Origin of the sequence: Brevundimonas goettingensis (assembly GCF_017487405.1) — a bacterium.
Taxonomy (GTDB): Bacteria; Pseudomonadota; Alphaproteobacteria; order Caulobacterales; family Caulobacteraceae; genus Brevundimonas; species Brevundimonas goettingensis.
The window spans coordinates 3,232,227-3,251,148 of record NZ_CP062222.1 but is presented as its reverse complement, the minus strand read 5'-3'; the positions used below and the strand labels follow the sequence as shown (position 1 = coordinate 3,251,148).

The following is an 18,922-nucleotide window of genomic DNA, read 5'->3' as shown; positions in this document are numbered from 1 at the left end:
GGCTACCGCGCGTCGCGCTACTTGAGCCCGCTGACAAGGAGCGGCGCCCCGAGACCAGCCTCCTGGCTCAGTGGTCGTGGCGTGCGCCGTGACGGGTGAAGATCAGGCCTTCGCGCTTGGACGGCTCGGCGCCTTCGATGGCCGTGCCGTAGAGCTCGAGCTTGTGCCCGACCAGCTGGAAGCCGAGGCGTTCGGCGATCTCGGTCTTCAGCCGCTCGATCTCGGCGTCGAAGAATTCGATGACCTCGCCCGTGCGGGTGTCGATCAGGTGATCGTGGTGGTCGTCGCCAGCCTCTTCATAGCGGCTGCGGCCGTCGCCGAAATCGTGCTTCTCGACCACGCCCGCTTCCTCGAACAGGCGCACGGTCCGGTAGACGGTGGCGATCGAGATATGGGGGTCGATGGCGGAGGCGCGGCGGTACAGCTCCTCCACGTCCGGATGGTCCTCGGCGTTCGAAAGCACCCGCGCGATGACGCGCCGCTGCTCGGTCATCCGCATGCCGCGTTCGGCGCAAAGCTTTTCGATCCGGTCCATGGTTCGACAAGATAGAGGCAGCGTCACCGCGAGGGAAGTCGCTCCGGCCATGCAAGTTCAAGAAGAAGCGCATCGACACGGCTTGCATCTGATTTTTCGTAATAGTTCCTGCGGCGTCCGGTCTGGATAAATCCCAGACGGGCATAGAGGGCGCGGGCGGCCTCATTGTCCTCGGCGACCTCGAGGAACAGGCGTTCGGCCCCGGCGCGGGCCGCGAACTCGGCCGCCGCCTGGGTCAGGCGGGCGCCGAGGCCGGCGCGGCGGGCGGATGGACGCACGGCCAGGGTCAGGATCTCGGCCTCGTCCAGCACCACCCGGCACAGGATGAAGCCGTCGGGCGCGCGGATGGCGAAGACCCCGGCCTGACCCAGAAGACTGTCGAAGGCGGCCGTGTCCCAGGGGGCGTGGAAGGCCTCGAGATGAACCGCGGCCAGAAGCGGCGCGTCCTCCGGGCCCCGGGAGACGATCAGGTCGGCTGATTCGGTCACGACGGCTTGGCGGGGCGCGCCGCTGGCGGTCGCGCCTGTCCCGGCAGCCGGGTCGGCGGGGTGGCGTCGGGCGCGCGCAGATACAGCGGCGTCGGCGGGGCCTCAGCCGGATCGGCCGCGATCGTCAGGGCGGCGAGGGCCTCGGGTGTCGGGACGGTGATCGGCTCGGCCGCGAGGGCGCCGGTGACGAGGGAGACGCCGCTGCCCGCCCAGATCCGATCTTCGCCGGACAGGGTCTCGCGCGCCGCATCGAGGGCGAGGGCGGTTGGCGCCATGGTCGGTGCGCCGTCCTGGAAGGTCTGCAGATAGACCTGGCCCCGGCGGGCGTCGATGACGGCGGCGGTCGCTCCGGCCCCGCCGTCGGCGGAGCGGGCGAGGGCCGCCAGGGTGGATATCCCCACGACCGGCACGCCGAGCGCGGCCCCCAGCCCTTGCGCGAAGGCGAGGCCGACGCGCAGGCCGGTGAAGGAGCCCGGACCGACGGTGACGCCGATACGCGCGATCCCGTCGAAGCCGCCGGCGTCGGCGACCGCGTCGCGGACCAAGCCGCCGATCCGCTCCTGATGCCCCTTGGCCATGGGCTCGACGCGCACGCCCAGAGGACTGTCGCCGTCGAAGACGGCGGCGGTGCAGGCGTTCAGCGCCGTATCGATGACGAGGACCTTCATGGGCGGACCTCTATCCGCGCACGGCCGGGAAGGCGAGGGGGCTCGCCGCCCCCGGTCATGTGATGGCGGGTCAGCGTGAGGCGAGGGCCTCCACGATGGTCGCGACCGCGCGTCGGGCGTCCCGGCTCTCGATCAGGCCGAAGCCGGTCGCCACAGCCCGCCCCTCGGCGCTGGCGGTCAGGAACCGCAGACCGATCAGCCATTCCGCTTCAGCGGCGTCGGCCCCGACGGATCCGCCCGGCGGTCCCTCCTGTGCCATGTCAGGCGCGGGCGGCGGGAAGAACCCCGCCGTGGCGGCCCCCAGGACGGTCGCGATCCGGTGCAGGCGCGAGACCGAGACCCGGTTCGATCCAGCCTCATATTTCTGGATCTGCTGCGAACTGATGCCGAGCCGGTCGGCGAGCGCCTGTTGCGACAGGCCGAGCGCCGCGCGGCGCTGGGCGATGCGGGCCCCGACGAAGGCGTCTACCCGGTCCGGCGTTCTCGGCATGGGGTGTCCCTTCCGCGTCATCGGATTTAAGAGTTTCATGAAACGAACAAAGTTGCAACTTATTCGTTTCATCGCCCCGGTGTCACGGATCGAGACGGGCGATGACGGCTGCGACCCGGGCGGCCCGGGACCGCTCAAGCACGGTCTCAGCGTCCAGCCCGCCCGGACCGCCGCGCAGATAGAGGCGGTCGGCGTCGGCGCGGTCATAGAGGCGGATCAGGCGCCCGCCGTCGGTGAGGTCGATGACGCAGCCCTGATCCCGGCGTGGCCAGCGGCCCGGATCGAACTCCAGCACCACGCCCGAGGCGGCCCAGGGGGCGAGGTCGTCATTGGAGAGCTGCAGCCGTTCGGTCGCGACCCGAGGGGCGGACGGGGCGCCGGACCAGCCGCGCCCGCCGCTTTCGACGCCCTTGGCCGGAGGCGTGGCGGGCGCATCGGCTGTGATCCGGGCGGCGGTGAGGGCGAGGTCTTCGGGACTGGCGTCGAGGGCGGCGGTCAGGCGGCGCTGGACGTCGGGCCGGAACAGGCCCGGGCGCTTGCCGGCCTCATACAGGCCCCAGCCCTGGCTGGTCATATCCAGCCGGGCGCCGGCCTCGGCCTGGCTCAGGCCGCGTTCGCGGCGGAGGGCGGCCAGGGCTTCGCCGAGGGCGCGCACGTCGCTGTCCTGTTCGAAGCGGGGCATGGCCGCAGGATGGCAGGCTTGCGCGCGGGCGGCCAGAACGAATTGGTTTCAATGAAACCCTGTCACCAGACCCGTGACGCGCTCAAGCAGCGAGCCGCCGGGCGGCGAGGGTTGGCACCCTTCGCCTAAATCACCTGCTCCACCCGGGTCACTTCCGGGACGTAGTGTTTCATCATCTGCTCGACCCCGGCCTTGAGCGTGGCGGAGGAGGAGGGGCAGCCGGCGCAGGCGCCGCGCATGCGCAGGCTCAGCACCCCACTGTCCTCATCGAAGGAATCGAACAGGATGTCGCCTCCGTCCTGGGCCACGGCCGGGCGGATGCGGCTGTCGAGCAGGGCCTTGATCTCGGCGACGATCTCGGTGTCCTCGCCCGCGTCGGCGACCGCCTCCTCGGTGCGGATCAGGGGCGCGCCCGAGGTGAAATGGTCCATGATGGCGGCCAGGATCGGCGGCTTCATATCCGACCAGTCCAGACCGTGCGGCGCCTTGGTCACCGAGACATAGTCGGCGCCGAAAAAGACGCCCGCGACGTCTTCCAGATTGAACAGGGCCTCGGCCAGAGGCGAGGCGGTGGCCTGGTTGATGTTCAGGAACTCGCGCACGCCCAGCGGGGCGACATCCCTGCCGGGCAGGAATTTGAGCACGTTCGGATTGGGCGTGGGTTCGGTCTGGATGAACATGGACCGCAGATGCGCTCAGTGGAGCCCGCGTTCAAGACGGGTAGGACTGCTCCAGCTCATATTCGCTGCCGTGATCGGTCAGGGTGCTGGAATACAGGCCGAAGCGGTCGATGCGGATCGGCGGCGAATGCAGCAGATTGTGGTTGGCGACCCAGGCCCCGATCCGGTCCGGATTGGTCTGGGTCTTCAGATAGGCCAGGGTCAGGTGGGGTTTGTAGACGCGGGGCTCCATGCGGATCCCGGCCCGCTCGCCCGCCGCCTTGCAGCGTCCTGCGAGCACGTTCAGGCGCTCATTGACCTCGACCCCGGCCCAGAGGGTGTCGGCGCGGTGGCCGTCGCCAAAAGAGCCGATGCCCTTCAGTTCGATCTCGAACGGATCGACCGGGATGCGCGACAGCTCGCCGGCCAGATCATCGGCCTGACGCTCGGGCACGTCGCCATAGAAGGCCAGGGTGATGTGCAGCGCCTCTTCCGGCCGCCATTTCGCGCCCGGGAGGCCGGTCTGGCGCCGTTTCAGGGTCTGGACGACGTCCCAGGGAATGGGCAGGGCGGTGAAGAGGCGCAACATGCGACCCTTGGTAGCGGGGCGGATCGACGCGGGAAAGCGCACATTCCCTTGCATGGCGGGGCGCGGACCCCGATATTTCAGCCAAGGCCGGGGACGTGCTCCGGCCAAGAGGAGATTGATCTCGCGATGAGCGACTTCAGAAACGGTTTCACCAATGTGGCGCCCGCCTCGGCCGACATGTCGGTCGACGCCGGACTGCGCGGCTTCATGCTGGGCGTCTATAACAAGCTGGCCCTCGGCCTCGTGGTCGCCGGCGCCCTGGCCTATGTGACCGGCAATGTGCCGGCCGTGCAGCAACTGCTGTTCGTGCAGGGTGCGGATGGCCGTATCGGCCTGACGATGCTGGGCCTGATCATCCAGTTCTCGCCGCTGGTCATGCTGTTCGGCTCGATGTTCTTCATGAAGAATCCGACTGCAGGCGGCGTGAACCTGCTGTACTGGGCCGTGGTTTCGACCATCGGCGCCGGGCTTGGCATCCTGTTCCTGCGTTACACCGGCGGTTCGCTGGCCACGACCTTCCTGATTACGGCGGCGGCCTTCGGCGGCCTGAGCCTGTTCGGCTATACGACCAAGCGCGACCTGTCGCCGATCGGGACCTTCCTGATCATGGGCGTGATCGGCCTGATCATCGCCTCGGTCGTCAACATCTTCCTGCAGTCGGGCACCTTCTACCTGATCATCAGCGCCGTCGGCGTGCTGCTGTTCTCGGGTCTGATCGCCTTTGATACGCAGCGGCTGAAGATGACCTACTACCAGCTGGGCGGCGACCAGCAGGCGATGGGCGTGGCGACGGGCTTCGGCGCCCTGAACCTGTTCATCAACTTCATCAACCTGTTCCAGTTCCTGCTCGCCTTCACGGGCGGTCGTCGCTGAGTTCAGGCGGGGGTCGCGAGGCGGAGCCCCCTGCGTCTCGTCGCTACGCTCCGATCCACCTCCCCATCGCAGGCGATGGGGAGGAAAAGGCCCCGGCGGAAACGCCGGGGCCTTTTGCTATTCCACGATCTGGAATTTCCGGCTGTCGAAGACGCGCAGGACCTGGGGCAGTTCGCGGCCGCGTCTCAGGACCACCCCGCCCTCGCCGATGACGGCCCACTGGCCCTGACGGGTCTGCAGCGCCGGGCGTTTCTCGATCCGGTAGAGGGGGGCGTCGCCCGAGCGGCGGAAGACGGCGAACTCTGCGACGTCCTTGTGCCCGATCATGGCGTAGTCTCGCCATTCGCCGGCCGCGACCATGCGGCCGTAGACACGCAGGATCAGGTCCAACTCCTTGCGGTGAAAGAAGACGGGACCTTGCTGAGGCTGTCCATCGGGACCCGCCGCGTTCGGATCAAAGCTCATCCGATCAAGTTAGGCCGCTCTCGCCCAAACGCCAGCGCTGACCGAACGGAGCGGTCCTGAAAATAATCGACGGCGACACGAAATGGCCCCGTTTCGGTCCAGCCACGGCCCGCTTGCCCGGCGAAACAGCCAGTGTCGGCCAGACGGAGTTCGGAAGCGTCCCGGATCCTGAACAGCCCCCCCAGCCCCCCTGGATGTTTCCAGCAACGGGCTCCGTCGGGCCGACGCTTCCTCCAAGCGAGACGCCCGCTGCCGCCCCCCTCCCCCTCCTGGCGCAGCGGGCGTTTTGCTGTCCGGCGTCCGGGTTCAGGATCGAGGACGTCGCCGGGGATCACTCCCCGACGTTGATCTCCACCGTTTCCTCGCCGCGCCTGACCGTCAGGGTCGTCATGCCCTGATCGGCTTCGAGCGCCGAGGCCAGACCGGCCAGATCCGTCACCTCGCGCTCGCCCACCTTCGTCACGATATCGCCGGCGGTCAGCTTGTGCTGGGCCGCGTCGGAGCCGCCCTCGACCGAGACGACGAGCACGCCCGTCTGCGCGGCCGTCTGGGCGGGCGCCTCCTCCTTCGCCGCGGTCTCGTCGCGGGCGGGGGCAGCGGGGAGGGCCTGGAACTGGGCGCCGAAGGCCTCGATGGCGGTCTTGCCGACCGCAACCCGCACCGGCTCGGCCGTGGCCACCGTCAGGGCGGTGGTGTGCTCATGGCCGTCGCGCAGATAGACGATCGGCAGACGGGTGCCCGGCGGGGCGATGCCGACCGTGGCCTGGACCGAGCCGGCGTTGGCCACCGGACGGTTCTGGATGCGGGTGATGATGTCGTTTTTCTGCAGGCCCGCCGTCTCGGCCGGGGAGCCGGGAGCGACGTCCTCGACAACCGCGCCGCGCACGATGCCCAGGCCGAAAGCCCGCGCCCGGGTGGCGGTCAGGGAGCCCATGACCGCCCCGATCTTGCCGCGCGTCACCTCGCCGTGCTCGCGGATCTGGCCGACGACGAACATCAGGATGCGGGTCGGCACGGCGAAGGCGATGCCGTCGTTGCCGCCCGTTCCGCCCAGCGGGTCCGATCCGCCCGACAGGATGGAGGTGTTGATGCCGATCAAACGCCCGCGGCTGTCCAGCAGCGGCCCGCCGGAGTTGCCCGAGTTCACGGCCGCATCGGTCTGGATATAGTCCTCGACCGCATCGCCCAGACCCGAACGGCCCAGACCCGAGATGACGCCCATGGTCAGGGTCTGGTCGAGGCCGAGCGGATAGCCGACCGCGAAGGCCAGGTCGCCGGTGCGCAGGGTGTCGGAATCGACGATCTCCACCTGGGACAGGTTCGGCGCCTCGATCTTGAGCACGGCGACGTCGGTGGCCTTGTCGACCCCGACCAGGGTGGCGTCGAACAGCCGTCCGTCGGTCATGTCGACTGTAAATTTGGTGCCGCCGTCGACCACATGGTTGTTGGTGACGATGATGCCCTGGCGTGCGTCGATGATCACGCCGGAGCCGCTTTGCAGCGGTTTGGGCTCGTTCTCGCCGGAGGTCGGACCGCGCGAGGCGCCCAGGGTCGTCACCTGGACCACGGCGGGCAGGGAGCGTTCCAGACCGGTGGCGAAGGTGAAGACCCCGCGCCGCTCGTCATAGGGCAGGGGAATTGCGGCGTCCGGGGGGCGGCGTCGGGGCGGCGGCCGGACGGGGCGCGCGATAGGGGGTCGGAGGGGTCTGGCTCGGGGCCGGAGTCGCGGCGGGAGGCGTCGGCCTGGGCGTCGGTTTGGGGGTTTGGGCCAGACCCGCGCCGGGGAGGGTCAGCAGGACCAGAGCGACGGCCGAACCCGCCTTGAAAACCGAACGTGACATCAAGTCTTTCCCCGGGCGCGACGCGTCCTCGCGGGCGGCCGGACCTCAACCTAGCGCGAGAATTGCGCCGTGACGATGGTCCCCGGCGCGGCGTCATCACTCGCCATTTCCGCCCCGTAAGGCCCCTCCGCCGCTTCGCGGTCCCCCTCCCCCCGAAGGGGCAGAGACGACTTGCGCTCAAGCAGCGAGCGACCGCGTCGCGAGCGGTAGCGCGGCGGCGAAGCCGCCCTTCCTAAAAAGCGCTCTCGCCGGTGATCGCCCGGCCGAGGATCAGCGCATGCACATCATGCGCGCCTTCGTAGGTGTTGACGGTCTCCAGGTTCATGGCGTGGCGCATGACGTGCATCTCGCCGGTGATGCCGGCGCCGCCATGCATGTCGCGGGCCTCGCGGGCGATGGCCAGGGCCTTGCCGCAGTTGTTGCGCTTCATCAGGGAGATGGCCTCCGGCACCCAGGCGCCGGTGTCGAGCAGGCGGCCGAGCGCATAGGCGCCCTCGAAGCCGAGGAAGATCTCGGTCTGCATCTCGGCCAGCTTCTTCTGCACCAGCTGGCGCGACGACAGGGGGCGGCCGAACAGCATCCGTTCGCCGACATAGTCGCGCGTGGCATGGAAGCAGAACTCGGCGGCGCCCATGGCCCCCCAGGCGATGCCGTAGCGGGCCTTGTTCAGGCAGGAGAACGGACCCCGCAGACCTTTCACGCTGGGCAGCAGATTGGCCTCGGGCACGAAGACGTCGGTCAGGCCGATGTCGCCGGTGATGGAGGCTCGCAAGGACAGCTTGTCGCCGATCTTGGTGGTGGTGAAGCCCTCGAAGCCGCGCTCGACGATGAAGCCGCGGATCACGCCGTCCAGCTTGGCCCAGACCACCGCCAGATCCGAGATCGGCGAGTTGGTGATCCAGTATTTGCCGCCGTTCAGGCGATAGCCGCCCTCGACCGCCTCGGCCTTGGTCTTCATGGAAGCGGGATCAGAGCCGCCGTCGGCCTCGGTCAGGCCGAAGCAGCCGACCAGTTCGCCGGCCGCCATCCGGGGCAGGAAGCGCATCTTCTGCTCCTCCGAACCGAAGGCGTAGATCGGATACATGGCCAGGGACGACTGGACGCTCATGGCCGAGCGGTAGCCCGAATCGACCGCCTCGATCTCGCGCGCGATCAGCCCATAGGCGACGTGGCTGACGCCCGACCCGCCGTACTGTTCGGGCAGCATCGCGCCGAGGAAGCCCATCTCGCCCAGTTCGGTCATGATGGCGCGGTCGAACGTCTCGTCGCGGAAGGCGGCGACCACGCGCGGCAGCAGCTTTTCGCGGGCATAGGACCGGGCCGCCTGCTGGATGGCCCGTTCGTCCTCGGTCAGACGGCCGTCCATGTCGAACGGATCGTCCCATTTGAAGGTTTGCGCGGAGGCAGCGGCGCCGTCGGCCATGTGATCTTCCCGGTCTCTATAGTGTTTCAGGGCGTTCAGCGGATCGTGACGCGTCGTGACGATCCGGCCCCTGTTGTTGTTCGCGGTTTAGGGCAGAATGGCTGCGCCGGGTAGGGGCTGGCCCGGTGTCTCGGAGGACCTTCCATGATCCGCAGGTTGAAGATCCTGTTCGCCGACCATCCGCGCGAGGTGGGCGAAACCTATCTCGAGCATTCGGCGACGGCCTTCGGCATGGGGATGCGGCTGGCTCGACTGTCTGCGACCGCCTTCCTGCATGGACTGGTGCCCGGCGTGTGCAAGACCGCCGTTTCGGACGAGATCAGGACCATGGCCCGCGAGCTGGGCGGCCGGGCCGAAGAGGCGAGGGAGTGTCGCATGCGTGACGCCGGCGTCTGGGACCCGGGACTTTAGGTCGGGATTCGACCTGATAGGCGCTTCAGGGCGTCGGGAACATTCTCACGGACAAGCGACGCCGCGACCTCTCGGGCGACCGCCAAGGACGTCCGATGAAACATCTCCCGCTGATCTCCTCGCTGTTCGCGTCCGGCCTGCTGTGCTGGGGGGCGACGGCGACCTCCGCCGCCGCCCAGGCCCTGGAGGACCGCTTCTGGTTCGAGGCCTCGGCCTTCAAGCCGAACATCGACACCCATGTGCAGGTGTCGCCCAGCTACGGAATGGGGGCCGGCACCGACATCAGCCTGGAATCCGATCTCAACCTGGCGGATCGCGAGACCCTGCCGGACCTGTTCCTCGGCGCCCGGCTGGGGAGCCGTTGGACGATCACCGGCGAGTATTTCGCCCTGGACCGGGAAGGCAGCGTCGGTCTTCAGCGGGAGATCGTCTTCGACGACGTCACCTATCCGGTCGGGGTAACGCTCAACAGCGCCTTCGACACCAGTGTCTATCGGCTGAGCGCCGCCTATTCCTTCATTCACAACGACCGGGCCGAGGTCGGGGTTTCGCTCGGCGCTCACGTCACCACCTTTGATCTCCAGCTCGAAGGCAAGGGCTATATCGGCAGCGCCAGCCTCCAGGCCCTGCGTCGCGAGCGGGACGTCCTGGCGCCCCTGCCCACCCTCGGTCTCTATGCGGGCTATCGCATCACACCCAGGCTGAGCGTCGGCGGGCGGTTCGACTATATGTCTCTGGGCGTCGGCGACTATGACGGCGAACTGACCAACGCCCAGGCGACCATCTCCTGGCAGCTGTTCAGGAACGTCGGGGTGGGAGCCATGTATCGCTACGTCGACTACGGCCTGCAGATCGACAAGGAAAAGTGGACGGGCGACATGTCCTACCAGTTCTCGGGTCCCGCCGTGTTCCTCCGGGTCGGCTTCTGACAGCAGCCTCAGGCCCCCGCCTTCTCCCGAACCGGGAGACGGGTTAGGCAGGGGAATGACCCAGTCTTCCCGCCCCTCTTTCATCCAGGGTCCCCTGGCCGGCGTTCGCGTCCTCGACCTGTCCCGGGTGCTTGCGGGGCCGTGGGCGACTCAGGTCCTGGCCGATCTGGGCGCCGAGGTGATCAAGATCGAGCGGCCGGGGGCGGGCGACGACACCCGCGGCTGGGGCCCGCCCTTCCTGAAGACGACCGACGGCGGGCGCGGCGACGCGGCCTATTTCCTCTCGGCCAACCGGGGCAAGAAGTCGGTCACCCTGGACATCGCCTCGGAAGAAGGCGCGGCCCTCGCGCGCGATCTGGCGGCGACCTGCGACGTGGTCATCGAGAACTTCAAGACCGGGGGCTTGCGGAAATACGGCCTCGACCACGCCAGCCTGACGGCGGCCCACCCGAAGCTGGTCTATTGCTCGATCACCGGCTTCGGCCAGGACGGGCCCGACGCCGCCCGACCCGGCTACGACTATATGATCCAGGCCATGGGCGGGCTGATGTCGATCACCGGCCAGGCCGACGGGGCGCCGGGCGCGGAACCGATGAAGGTCGGGGTCGCCGTGGTCGATCTCTTCACCGGGATGTATGCCGCCAACGCCATTCTCGCGGCCCTGCTGCACGCCCGGGCGACCGGGGAGGGCCAGCATATCGACCTTGCCCTGTTCGACGTTCAGGCGGCCATGCTGGCCAATCAGGCGACCAACTATTTCGCCTCAGGCAAGGCGCCGACGCGGATGGGCAACGCCCACCCCAACCTCGCCCCGTACCAGCCCTTCCCCTGCTCGGACGGGATGATCGTGGTGGCGGTCGGCAATGACGGCCAGTTCCGCGCCTTTGCGAAGGCGCTCAGGGCCGAGGGTCTGGGGACCGACCCGCGCTTCGTCTCCAATGCGCTGCGGATCGAGCACCGCGCCGTGCTGACGGCGGAGATCAGCGCCCTGACCGCCCGGCTGACCATGCGGGAGCTGACCGTGGCGCTGGACGCCGCCGGCGTGCCATGCGGGCCGGTCAATACGATCGATCAGGTGTTCGAGGAGCCCCAGGCGATCCACCGCGGCCTCGTCGTCGAACAGGCGCGCGCCGATCTGTCAGGCCCGGTGAAGACCGTAGCCTCTCCCATCCGCCTGTCGAAGACCCCCGTCGCCTATGACGCCGCCCCACCCGCCCTGGGGCAGGATACGGAGGAGGTGCTGAGCGGAATGGGTCTGGACGCTGAGCGGCTGGCCGCGCTCAGGACCATGGGCATTATTTGAGCGCCAGCGTCACCTGTTTGATGTCGACATATTCGTCGATCCCGTGGATCGAGCCCTCGCGGCCGTAGCCGGACGACTTGACCCCGCCGAAGGGGGCGACGGCGGTGGAGATCAGGCCGGTGTTGATGCCGATCATCCCCGCCTCGATATGCCGGCCGATACGCATGGCCCGGTCCAGATCCCGGGTGAACAGATAGGAGGCGAGGCCGAACTCCGAATCGTTGGCCATGGCCATGACCTCCGCCTCGGTCTCAAACGGGAAGACGGGGATCAGGGGGCCGAAGGTCTCTTCCCGGCGGAACAGTTCGTCCTTGCCGCCGAGGGTGACGGTCGGCTGGAAAAAGCGGCCGCCCAGTTCGTGGCGCGCCCCGCCGGTCAGGACCTTGCCGCCGTCGGCCTTCACATGGGCCAGATGGGCCTCGACCTTGTCGATGGCCTTGTCCTCGATCAGGGGGCCGACCTTCACGCCCTCTTCGAAGGCCGGACCGACCGGAATCTTCGCCACCTCGGCCGCCAATTTCGTGGCGTAGGCCTCGGCGACCGAGGCCTCGACATAGACGCGGTTCGGGCAGACGCAGGTCTGGCCGCCGTTCCTGAACTTGCCCTTGATGGTCTCGGCGACGGCCAGATCCAGATCGGCGTCGGCGAAGACGATCAGGGGCGCGGCGCCGCCAAGCTCCATCGACACCCGCTTCAGCGTATCCGCCGACTGTTTCGCGAGCAGCCTCCCGATAGGGGTCGAGCCGGTGAAGCTCAGCTTGCGGATCAGGGGGGAGGCGGTCAGCACCCCGCCGATGGTCGCCGCATCACCGGTAATGACGCTCAGCGCCCCCTTGGGCAGCCCCGCCTCATAGGCCAGTTCGGCCAGCGCAATGGCGGTGAAGGGCGTCTGGGAGGCCGGCTTGACCACGGCGGTGCAGCCGGCGGCGAAGGCGGGGCCGAGCTTGCGCGTCAGCATGGCCGCCGGGAAGTTCCACGGGGTGATCAGGGCGCAGGGACCGACCGCCTCGCGGAAGGTCAGGATGACGTGGCCCAGAGGACTGTCCTGGGTCTCGCCGATAATGCGCTCTGCCTGTCCGGCGAACCATTTGATGAACCCGTTGGCATAGGCGACCTCGCCCTTGGCCTCCTCGAACGGTTTGCCGTTCTCCAACGCCATCAGGGCGCCGAGCCCCTCGGTATTGGCGTCGATCAGGGCGGCCCAGTCGCGCAGGAATTTCGCCCGCTTGTGCGGATCGCTGCGCGACCAGTCGGGGAAGGCGTCATGGGCGGCCTGAATGGCCCGCTCGGTCTCCGCGCCGCCCAGATCGGGGATATGGCCGATGATCTCGCCGGTCGCCGGATCGTCGACCGGAATGCCGCCCGAGCCCGCGGGAATGGCCTCCCCGGCCAGCAGGGCGTGTTGGCGCAGAAGCTTCAGGCCGGCGTCGCGGGCGGCGGTGTTCATGGCGGGACCCTCGTCGATAATGCGTGATCTCTAACGCCGTGACGTCGCGTCAGGGCGCAAAAAAATCATGGTTCGCTTCAGGGTCTCAGTCGCCAATGGTGTCGAGATCCCTGCCCTTCGTCTCCGGCAGGAAGATCAGGGCCGCGACGGCGGCCACGGCGGTGAATCCCAGCGCGTACCAGAGGCCGAAATAGATGTTCCCCGACCAGGCCACGAGGGCGAAGCTGGCGGCCGGCAAGAGGCCCCCGATCCAGCCGGTGCCGATATTGTAGGGCACGCTCATGGCCGTGTAGCGGACCCGCGTCGGGAACAGCTCGACCAGAGCCGCCGCCTGCGGGCCATAGACGGCGGTGGCGGCGACCATGAAGATCATCAGCACCCCGAAGACGCCCCACCAGTTGAAGCGGGCCGGGTCGGCCCTGGCCGGGTAGCCGGCTTCGACCAGGGCCGCTTTGAGCCGGGTCTCGACGTCGGTGCGCGCCGCCTTGAGGTCCGCGCCCGCGAGCTTGCCGGCCTCCACCGAAGCCACTTCCTGCCCGCCGATCCGCACCACCGCCACCGACCCAGCCGGGGCGGCGATATTGGCGTAGTTGACCCCGGCGTTGGAGAGGACCGACTTGGCCAGGTCGCAGGAGGAGGTGAAGGCGGTCTTGCCGACGGGATCGAACTGGACCGCGCAGGCGGCGGGGTCGGCGACCACGGTGACGGGCGAGCTGGCCTGGGCCTCCGCCAGGGCCGGATTGGCGGCGCGGGTCAGGGCGTGAAAGCCGGGAAAGACCGCGATCAGGAACAGGATCATACCGCCGACCATCACGGGCTTGCGCCCGATCTTGTCCGACAGCCAACCGAACAGGACATAGAGCAGGGCCGAGGCGACGGTCAGGGCCAGGATCATGCCGTCCACGGTCGAGGCCTCGACCTTGAGCACCCGCTCCATGAAGAAACGTGTGTAGAAATAGCTGGCGTACCAGACGGCCCCTTGCGCGAACATGATGCCGACGAGGGCGACCAGCACCCAGCGGGCGTTCTTCCAGCTCAGGAAGCTTTCGCGGAACGGGGCGTGACGGCCCTGGCTCTCGGCCGCCATCTTCACGAAGGCCGGGCTCTCGTGCAGCTTCACCCGGATCCACAGCGACACGACCAGCAGCAGGGCCGACAGGCAGAAGGGGATGCGCCAGCCCCATTCGTCGAAGGCCTCGACCCCGAGAATGGTCCGGGTGGTCAGGATGACGACCAGGGCCAGGATCAGGCCGAGCGCGGCGGTGGTGTTGATGTAGGAAGTCAGCAGGCCGCGCGTCTTCCGCGGCGCATGCTCGGCGACATAGATGGCCGCGCCGCCGTATTCGCCGCCCAGGGCGAAGCCCTGCAGCATCCGCATGATCAGCAGAAGGATCGGCGCGGCCAGGCCGATCATGCCGTAGTCGGGCAGCAGGCCGATGGCCACGGTGGCCAGACCCATCATGGTGATGGTCACCAGGAAGGTGGTCTTGCGCCCGGTCTTGTCGCCGAACCAGCCGAAGGCCAGGGCCCCGGCGGGCCGCACGACAAAGCCCAGGCCGAAGGTCAGCAGGGCCAGGATGTAGGACACCGCCTCGCCGGCATCGGCGAAGAAATGGCGGGCGATGATGGTGGTCAGGGAGCCGAAGACGAAGAAGTCGTACCACTCGAAGGCGGTGCCGGCGGCCGAGGCGGCTACCACGGTCGTCAGGGCGGGCTCTGCGCTCTTGGTGGTGGTGGCTGCGGTCATCTTGATCTCCCCGGTCAGCCTCTGGCGGGCCGTCTTCGGGCGACCCTAGCGGGCGGGGTCACGAGGGGGAAGCGCGGCGGTTGGGCGCGGCGCAGCAAAAACCCCGCCGGTGGGGCGACCGGCGGGGCTCTTTACGGCGTCGGCGGCTCTCTCCAGCCACGGACGCCCCTGGAAACGCGCTCCGAAGAACGCGGTTCCGCTATCAGTTGCCCTTGGCGTCCTCGGCGGCGCCGGTCACGGCGTTGCCGGCGGCGGCGGTGTCCTTGCCCACGCCCGAAACCGTGTTGCAGGCGGCGGTGGTCAGGGCGGCGGCGGCGGCGAACAGAACGAACATCTTGCGCATTGGAAACACTCCGGGAGGGGCGGCGCGATGATCGCACCGGGTCTGTCGGATCAACGCGACGGAGGCTTGGCGGTTCCGACCAGATCGGCGGGATCGCTGGGCACGACGGCCTCGGGCGTGGCGAAGACCATCCGGGCGATGGTGCCGCCGTCGGGACCGCGCAGAATTTCGGCCTCGCCCCTCAGTTGTTTGGCGAAGGCGCCCATCAGGGTGCGTCCGACCCCGGCGGTGACCGCGGCCTGATCCGGACCAGGGCCGTCGTCCTGGACCTCCAGCACGCTCTTGTCGCCATCGACCTTGAAGCGAACCTGAAGGTTGCCGCCGCGCCCGGCGAAGGCGTGCTTCTGGGCGTTCGAAACCGCCTCGACCAGCCACAGGGCCAGGGGCGCCAGCTTGTCCGGATCGACCACCAGACTGTCAGCCTCCACCGACGAGGACACCACGGGGCCGCGCATGGCCTCGGCGGCGACCAGCTGGCCGACCAGTTCGGTCAGGAACTCGCGCGCGTCGGCATAGCGGATATTCTCGGACTGGTAGAGGGTGCGGTAGATCAGGGCCAGGGCCGAGATCCGCTGGCGGGTGTCGCCCAGCGCCGCCTTGGCCGGGGCGTCAGTCAGGGCCCGCTGCTGCATCGACAGCAGCGACGAGATGATCTGCAGATTGTTCTTCACCCGGTGATGGATCTCGCGCATCAGCGCGTCCTTTTCCGTCAGGCTCTCTGTCAGCATGCCGTCGCGGGTGGTGATGTTTTCGGCCAGCTCGTCCAGGGTCTGGGCCAGAAGGCGGATTTCCGACGGGGCGTTGGCGGCCTGGACCGGGCGCACAGAGAACCGGCCGCGCGCATAGATGGCGGCGATCCGTTCCAGATAGTCGAGCCAGCGGATGACCACCCGCTCGGTGACCAGCATGACCGCGGCGAAGGCGGCCAGCCAGGCGGCGAAGGGCAGAAGGATCGACCCGATCGGATTCAGCTGCGCCCAGGACAGGAGGCCCGGCGCCGGGGCCGACAGCAGCACATAGACATCGCGTCCCGCCAGGGCGGCCCCGGCATAGACCCGGTGCTGGCCCAGGTCGTCATCGGCCTCGAACAGGGCGGTGGCGTCGCTGCGGGCGCGCTCGACCCAGCCTTCCAGGGTCTGGTCTCCCCTGAGGCGGAAAGCCCGGACGTCTGTGGCGGTCAGGATGCGCCCTTGCGCGTCGGTCAGGGCCGCCTGGGCGCCCTTGGGCAGGGCCGGATCGGTCACGTCGGGCTGCAGCCGGTCCAGCGGGATCAGGGCGACCATGCCGCCGTCGAACCGGCCGAGCGGACGCTCCACCCGCGACGCGATCAGCAGGCTGGCGCGGGGCGATACCGTCAACGAGGAACGCATCACCACCAGGGGGTCGCCGGCGGCGATCCGCTGGAACCAGGGCCGGGCGCGGACCACCTCGGGGGTGCTGGTGGCCAGCGGCGGACGCGAGGAACAGACGATGTCCCCGGTCCCGGACATCCGATAGAGGGCCTCATAGTCGTCGAGCCGCTCGATCAGGGCCCCCAGCCGGGGACCGCAGCTGGGGCCGGTCGCCTCGGGGCCGAGGGCCTCGAGCAGGATGGTGGTGCTGTCCAGCCGGGCCTTGGTGGTCGCTGCGGCGCGAGCGGCGGCCAGCTGCAGATCCGAGCGGCGATCCGCGGCCTGTTCGCGGAAGTCCGCCTGGGTCTGGATCGCGCCCAGCACCAGGATCGGCAGGAGGGCGATGGCCATGGCCACGCCCAGCCGGAAGCGGATGCTCTGGAACCGCTGCGAGGCCTTCTGGGGCCTGGGCGTGAAACGCCGTTTCAGATCGCGGCCCAGGGAGCGGCCGATACGCACCACGGGCTCAGACCTGCCTGGCGCCGCTCAGACGGTCTGCATCGGCCAGGATGGACCGCATGGCGTCTCCGGCCGCCTTGCCGTCGCGGGCATAGCCGCCGCGCTCCAGCGTGGCCTGCAGGGCCCGGCGGGCGCGGCTCACGCGACTCTTCACCGTCCCGACCGCGCACTGGCAGATTTCGGCCGCCTCTTCATAGGCGAAGCCGCCGGCCCCGACGAGGATCAGGGCTTCGCGCTGTTCCTCGGGCAGGGTGTTCAGGGCCATGCGCAGCTCGTCCAGGGCGACGGGCGCCTCGGGATCGTCGACGGCGACCAGAGTCCGCTCGGCGGCTTCCTGATCCAGCTGCGACTGACGCCAGGAGCGGCGCTTCTCGGAATAGAACTGGTTGCGCAGGATCATGAAGGTCCAGGCCTTCATATTGGTGCCCATCTGATAGCTGGCCCGGGCGTCCCACGCCTTCATCATGGCGTCCTGGGCCAGGTCGTCGGCCGCAGTCGGATCGCCGGTCAGAGTCCGGGCGAAGGCGCGCAGATGCGGAATCAGGGTGACCAGTTCGCGCTTGAACCCGGCGTCATCGGCCGAGGGCGGTTTGGGCGGCGCCGGCGGCCGGGAGGAGGAGCCGCTCATTCGCCGCCCTTCTCGCCCGCATTGTCGTCGGCCCGGCGCAGGATGGCTAGGAATTCGTCGGGGATGGGCTCGTTGACCACCTCGTCGAACATGTGACGCAGCTTCACGCCGATGGCCTGCTGGCGCAGACGGGCCTCTTCCAGCCCGGCCTCGCCTGTGGGAGCGGCCTTGCGCCGGGAGGAGTCAGGAGTATCGATCATGGACAATTAGGCCGCCACCCGTTGCACGCATTCAAGGACGCGCCGATCTTGGCGATCGACGTCATTATGGAACCGGACAACGTCGGCCAACGGACACGGTTCCGGTTATAGATGCAAAAATATGGCCAAGGTTGTCGTCAGCCCATGGAACCGTGGCGGTGATGATACGTTTGGAGCTGGTCACGCGCCCGGGTCCGCCTTGGGGTCTTTGGCGTGTCACCTTGTTATGTCGGGGAATTTTCTGAAATGAGCCTTCTGGCCAGACTTGCGCCTCATCTGCCCTACGTCCGTCGCTACGCGCGCGCCCTGACTGGCGACCAGGCGACCGGCGACAACTATGTTCGCGTCGCCCTCGAGGCCCTGGCCGCCGGCGAACGCCAGTTGTCGACCGAAATGACCCCGCGGGTCGCACTCTATCAGGTGTTCCACGCCATCTGGTCCTCGACCGGCGCCCAGCTGGAAGATCAGAGCGGCATCGAGGGGCGCGACGACGCCTCGCGCCGTCTGATGCGCATCGCCCCGCGCTCGCGTCAGGCCTTCCTTCTGACCGCCCTCGAAGGCTTCACCCCGTCCGAAGCCGCCCAGATCCTGTCGGCCGACGTCAATGACGTCGAACGGTTGATCGGCGAGGCCCAGGCCGAGATCGACGCCGAACTGGCCACCGACGTCCTGATCATCGAGGACGAGGCCATCATCTCGGCGGACATCGAAAGCCTAGTTCGCGAGCTGGGCCACAATGTCACCGCCACCGCGACCACCCATGACGAGGCCGTCGACGCCGTCGCCCGCCACCGTCCGGGTCTGGTCCTGGCCGACATCCAGCTGGCCGACGGCTCGTCGGGTATCGACGCGGTCAAGGACATCCTCAAGCGCTTCGACGTGCCGGTGATCTTCATCACCGCCTTCCCCGAGCGCCTGCTGACCGGCGAACGCCCGGAACCGACCTTCCTGATCACCAAGCCCTTCCAGCCGGAAACGGTGAAGGCGGCGATCAGCCAGGCCCTGTTCTTCCACCCCTCGCGCCGCAAGGAAGCCGCCTAGGCGTCATCAGACCGATCGTGAAAAGGCCGTCGGACAGGCACTGCCCGACGGCCTTTTTCCTTGGGCGCCTCCCGCGATTCGCGACGGGACAATCAGTCGTTTCCCTGATGTGGCGAAAAAATCGCGCATCCGATGGAACGGCTTTCAAGAGTCGCCGTTATCAAGCTGTGGAGGCGGCGACGCCCCCCCGACTTGAGACCGGCCTAGCCGGTCTGTCGCCTCCACGCCTCATTCTCGATGATGCCACTTCCCTCGGGCGGATCTCTGATCCGCCCGATTTTCTTTGCGGAATGGCGGCGGACCTCACGGT

Annotated in this window: 22 protein-coding genes; 5 read left to right on the top strand and 17 right to left on the bottom strand. The window is 68.4% G+C overall.

What is annotated here, in order from left to right:
* Positions 1-67 precede the first annotated feature (67 nt).
* From IFJ75_RS15970 to thpR, 7 genes are all read right to left on the bottom strand, one after another.
* The gene (locus IFJ75_RS15970) at positions 68-535 is read right to left on the bottom strand and encodes a Fur family transcriptional regulator (RefSeq protein ID WP_207869338.1); all 468 of its coding nucleotides are present in this window, start codon (positions 533-535) and stop codon (positions 68-70) included.
* Positions 536-558: 23 nt separating this feature from the next.
* Complete coding sequence (locus IFJ75_RS15965) at positions 559-1,023, bottom strand: GNAT family N-acetyltransferase (RefSeq protein ID WP_225896864.1); 465 nt, start codon at positions 1,021-1,023, stop codon at positions 559-561.
* Positions 1,020-1,691: a tRNA (adenosine(37)-N6)-threonylcarbamoyltransferase complex dimerization subunit type 1 TsaB gene (gene tsaB, locus IFJ75_RS15960; RefSeq protein ID WP_207869336.1), complete on the bottom strand. Its 672-nt coding sequence runs from the start codon at positions 1,689-1,691 to the stop codon at positions 1,020-1,022. The genes IFJ75_RS15965 and tsaB overlap by 4 nt, the downstream gene beginning before the upstream one ends.
* Positions 1,692-1,761: 70 nt before the next feature.
* Entirely contained in the window at positions 1,762-2,181 is a 420-nt protein-coding gene (locus IFJ75_RS15955) for a helix-turn-helix domain-containing protein (protein WP_207869334.1), read from the bottom strand.
* Between the two features lie 82 nt (positions 2,182-2,263).
* The gene (locus tag IFJ75_RS15950; RefSeq protein WP_207869332.1) at positions 2,264-2,863 is read right to left on the bottom strand and encodes a helix-turn-helix domain-containing protein; all 600 of its coding nucleotides are present in this window, start codon (positions 2,861-2,863) and stop codon (positions 2,264-2,266) included.
* A 125-nt stretch (positions 2,864-2,988) separates the two neighbouring features.
* On the bottom strand, positions 2,989-3,543 hold the full coding sequence (locus IFJ75_RS15945) for a NifU family protein (protein ID WP_207869331.1): 555 nt from the start codon (positions 3,541-3,543) through the stop codon (positions 2,989-2,991).
* Positions 3,544-3,574: 31 nt separating this feature from the next.
* Positions 3,575-4,111, bottom strand: coding sequence for an RNA 2',3'-cyclic phosphodiesterase (gene thpR / locus IFJ75_RS15940; RefSeq protein ID WP_207869329.1), 537 nt, complete (start codon positions 4,109-4,111; stop codon positions 3,575-3,577).
* A gap of 126 nt (positions 4,112-4,237) precedes the next feature.
* Here thpR and IFJ75_RS15935 point away from each other — a divergent pair, with 126 nt between their 5' ends.
* The gene (locus tag IFJ75_RS15935) at positions 4,238-4,984 is read left to right on the top strand and encodes a Bax inhibitor-1/YccA family protein (RefSeq protein WP_207869327.1); all 747 of its coding nucleotides are present in this window, start codon (positions 4,238-4,240) and stop codon (positions 4,982-4,984) included.
* A gap of 117 nt (positions 4,985-5,101) precedes the next feature.
* Here the strand turns inward: IFJ75_RS15935 and IFJ75_RS15930 are convergent, their stop codons facing one another.
* The 4 genes from IFJ75_RS15930 to IFJ75_RS15915 form a co-directional block, all read right to left on the bottom strand.
* Positions 5,102-5,449 carry a DUF2794 domain-containing protein gene (locus IFJ75_RS15930; RefSeq protein ID WP_207869324.1) on the bottom strand — a complete coding sequence of 116 codons (348 nt, stop codon included), beginning with the start codon at positions 5,447-5,449 and terminating at the stop codon, positions 5,102-5,104.
* Positions 5,450-5,780: 331 nt separating this feature from the next.
* Entirely contained in the window at positions 5,781-7,016 is a 1,236-nt protein-coding gene (locus IFJ75_RS15925) for a trypsin-like peptidase domain-containing protein (RefSeq protein ID WP_225896863.1), read from the bottom strand.
* A gap of 55 nt (positions 7,017-7,071) precedes the next feature.
* The gene (locus IFJ75_RS15920) at positions 7,072-7,290 is read right to left on the bottom strand and encodes a hypothetical protein (RefSeq protein WP_207869322.1); all 219 of its coding nucleotides are present in this window, start codon (positions 7,288-7,290) and stop codon (positions 7,072-7,074) included.
* A 232-nt stretch (positions 7,291-7,522) separates the two neighbouring features.
* Entirely contained in the window at positions 7,523-8,713 is a 1,191-nt protein-coding gene (locus IFJ75_RS15915; protein ID WP_207869320.1) for an acyl-CoA dehydrogenase, read from the bottom strand.
* A 144-nt stretch (positions 8,714-8,857) separates the two neighbouring features.
* Between IFJ75_RS15915 and IFJ75_RS15910 the strand changes: the two genes are divergently transcribed.
* From IFJ75_RS15910 to IFJ75_RS15900, 3 genes are all read left to right on the top strand, one after another.
* Positions 8,858-9,124 carry a DUF6356 family protein gene (locus tag IFJ75_RS15910; protein WP_207869319.1) on the top strand — a complete coding sequence of 89 codons (267 nt, stop codon included), beginning with the start codon at positions 8,858-8,860 and terminating at the stop codon, positions 9,122-9,124.
* A gap of 95 nt (positions 9,125-9,219) precedes the next feature.
* The gene (locus IFJ75_RS15905; protein WP_207869317.1) at positions 9,220-10,053 is read left to right on the top strand and encodes a hypothetical protein; all 834 of its coding nucleotides are present in this window, start codon (positions 9,220-9,222) and stop codon (positions 10,051-10,053) included.
* A gap of 55 nt (positions 10,054-10,108) precedes the next feature.
* Positions 10,109-11,356 carry a CaiB/BaiF CoA transferase family protein gene (locus tag IFJ75_RS15900; protein ID WP_207869315.1) on the top strand — a complete coding sequence of 416 codons (1,248 nt, stop codon included), beginning with the start codon at positions 10,109-10,111 and terminating at the stop codon, positions 11,354-11,356.
* Here the strand turns inward: IFJ75_RS15900 and IFJ75_RS15895 are convergent.
* The 6 genes from IFJ75_RS15895 to nepR form a co-directional block, all read right to left on the bottom strand.
* Positions 11,349-12,803: an NAD-dependent succinate-semialdehyde dehydrogenase gene (locus tag IFJ75_RS15895; RefSeq protein WP_207869313.1), complete on the bottom strand. Its 1,455-nt coding sequence runs from the start codon at positions 12,801-12,803 to the stop codon at positions 11,349-11,351. The two genes, IFJ75_RS15900 and IFJ75_RS15895, sit on opposite strands and share 8 nt — an antisense overlap.
* A gap of 85 nt (positions 12,804-12,888) precedes the next feature.
* Complete coding sequence (locus tag IFJ75_RS15890) at positions 12,889-14,550, bottom strand: MFS transporter (RefSeq protein ID WP_207869311.1); 1,662 nt, start codon at positions 14,548-14,550, stop codon at positions 12,889-12,891.
* Between the two features lie 202 nt (positions 14,551-14,752).
* Positions 14,753-14,893 (bottom strand): entericidin A/B family lipoprotein, encoded by a 141-nt coding sequence (locus IFJ75_RS15885; RefSeq protein WP_207869309.1) that lies wholly within the window; start codon positions 14,891-14,893, stop codon positions 14,753-14,755.
* 50 nt (positions 14,894-14,943) lie between these two features.
* Positions 14,944-16,743, bottom strand: a complete 1,800-nt coding sequence (gene phyK, locus IFJ75_RS15880) for a sensor histidine kinase PhyK (RefSeq protein WP_318781019.1) — start codon at positions 16,741-16,743, stop codon at positions 14,944-14,946.
* Positions 16,744-16,750: 7 nt separating this feature from the next.
* A complete protein-coding gene (locus IFJ75_RS15875) occupies positions 16,751-17,371 on the bottom strand; it encodes a sigma-70 family RNA polymerase sigma factor (RefSeq protein ID WP_207869307.1) in 621 nt (206 codons plus the stop codon).
* Entirely contained in the window at positions 17,368-17,571 is a 204-nt protein-coding gene (nepR, locus tag IFJ75_RS15870; RefSeq protein WP_207869305.1) for an anti-sigma T factor NepR, read from the bottom strand. Before nepR ends, IFJ75_RS15875 begins: the two co-directional genes overlap by 4 nt.
* A 246-nt stretch (positions 17,572-17,817) precedes the next feature.
* Between nepR and phyR the strand changes: the two genes are divergently transcribed.
* The gene (phyR, locus tag IFJ75_RS15865) at positions 17,818-18,612 is read left to right on the top strand and encodes an anti-anti sigma factor/receiver protein PhyR (RefSeq protein ID WP_207869303.1); all 795 of its coding nucleotides are present in this window, start codon (positions 17,818-17,820) and stop codon (positions 18,610-18,612) included.
* The last annotated feature ends 310 nt before the right edge of the window (positions 18,613-18,922 follow it).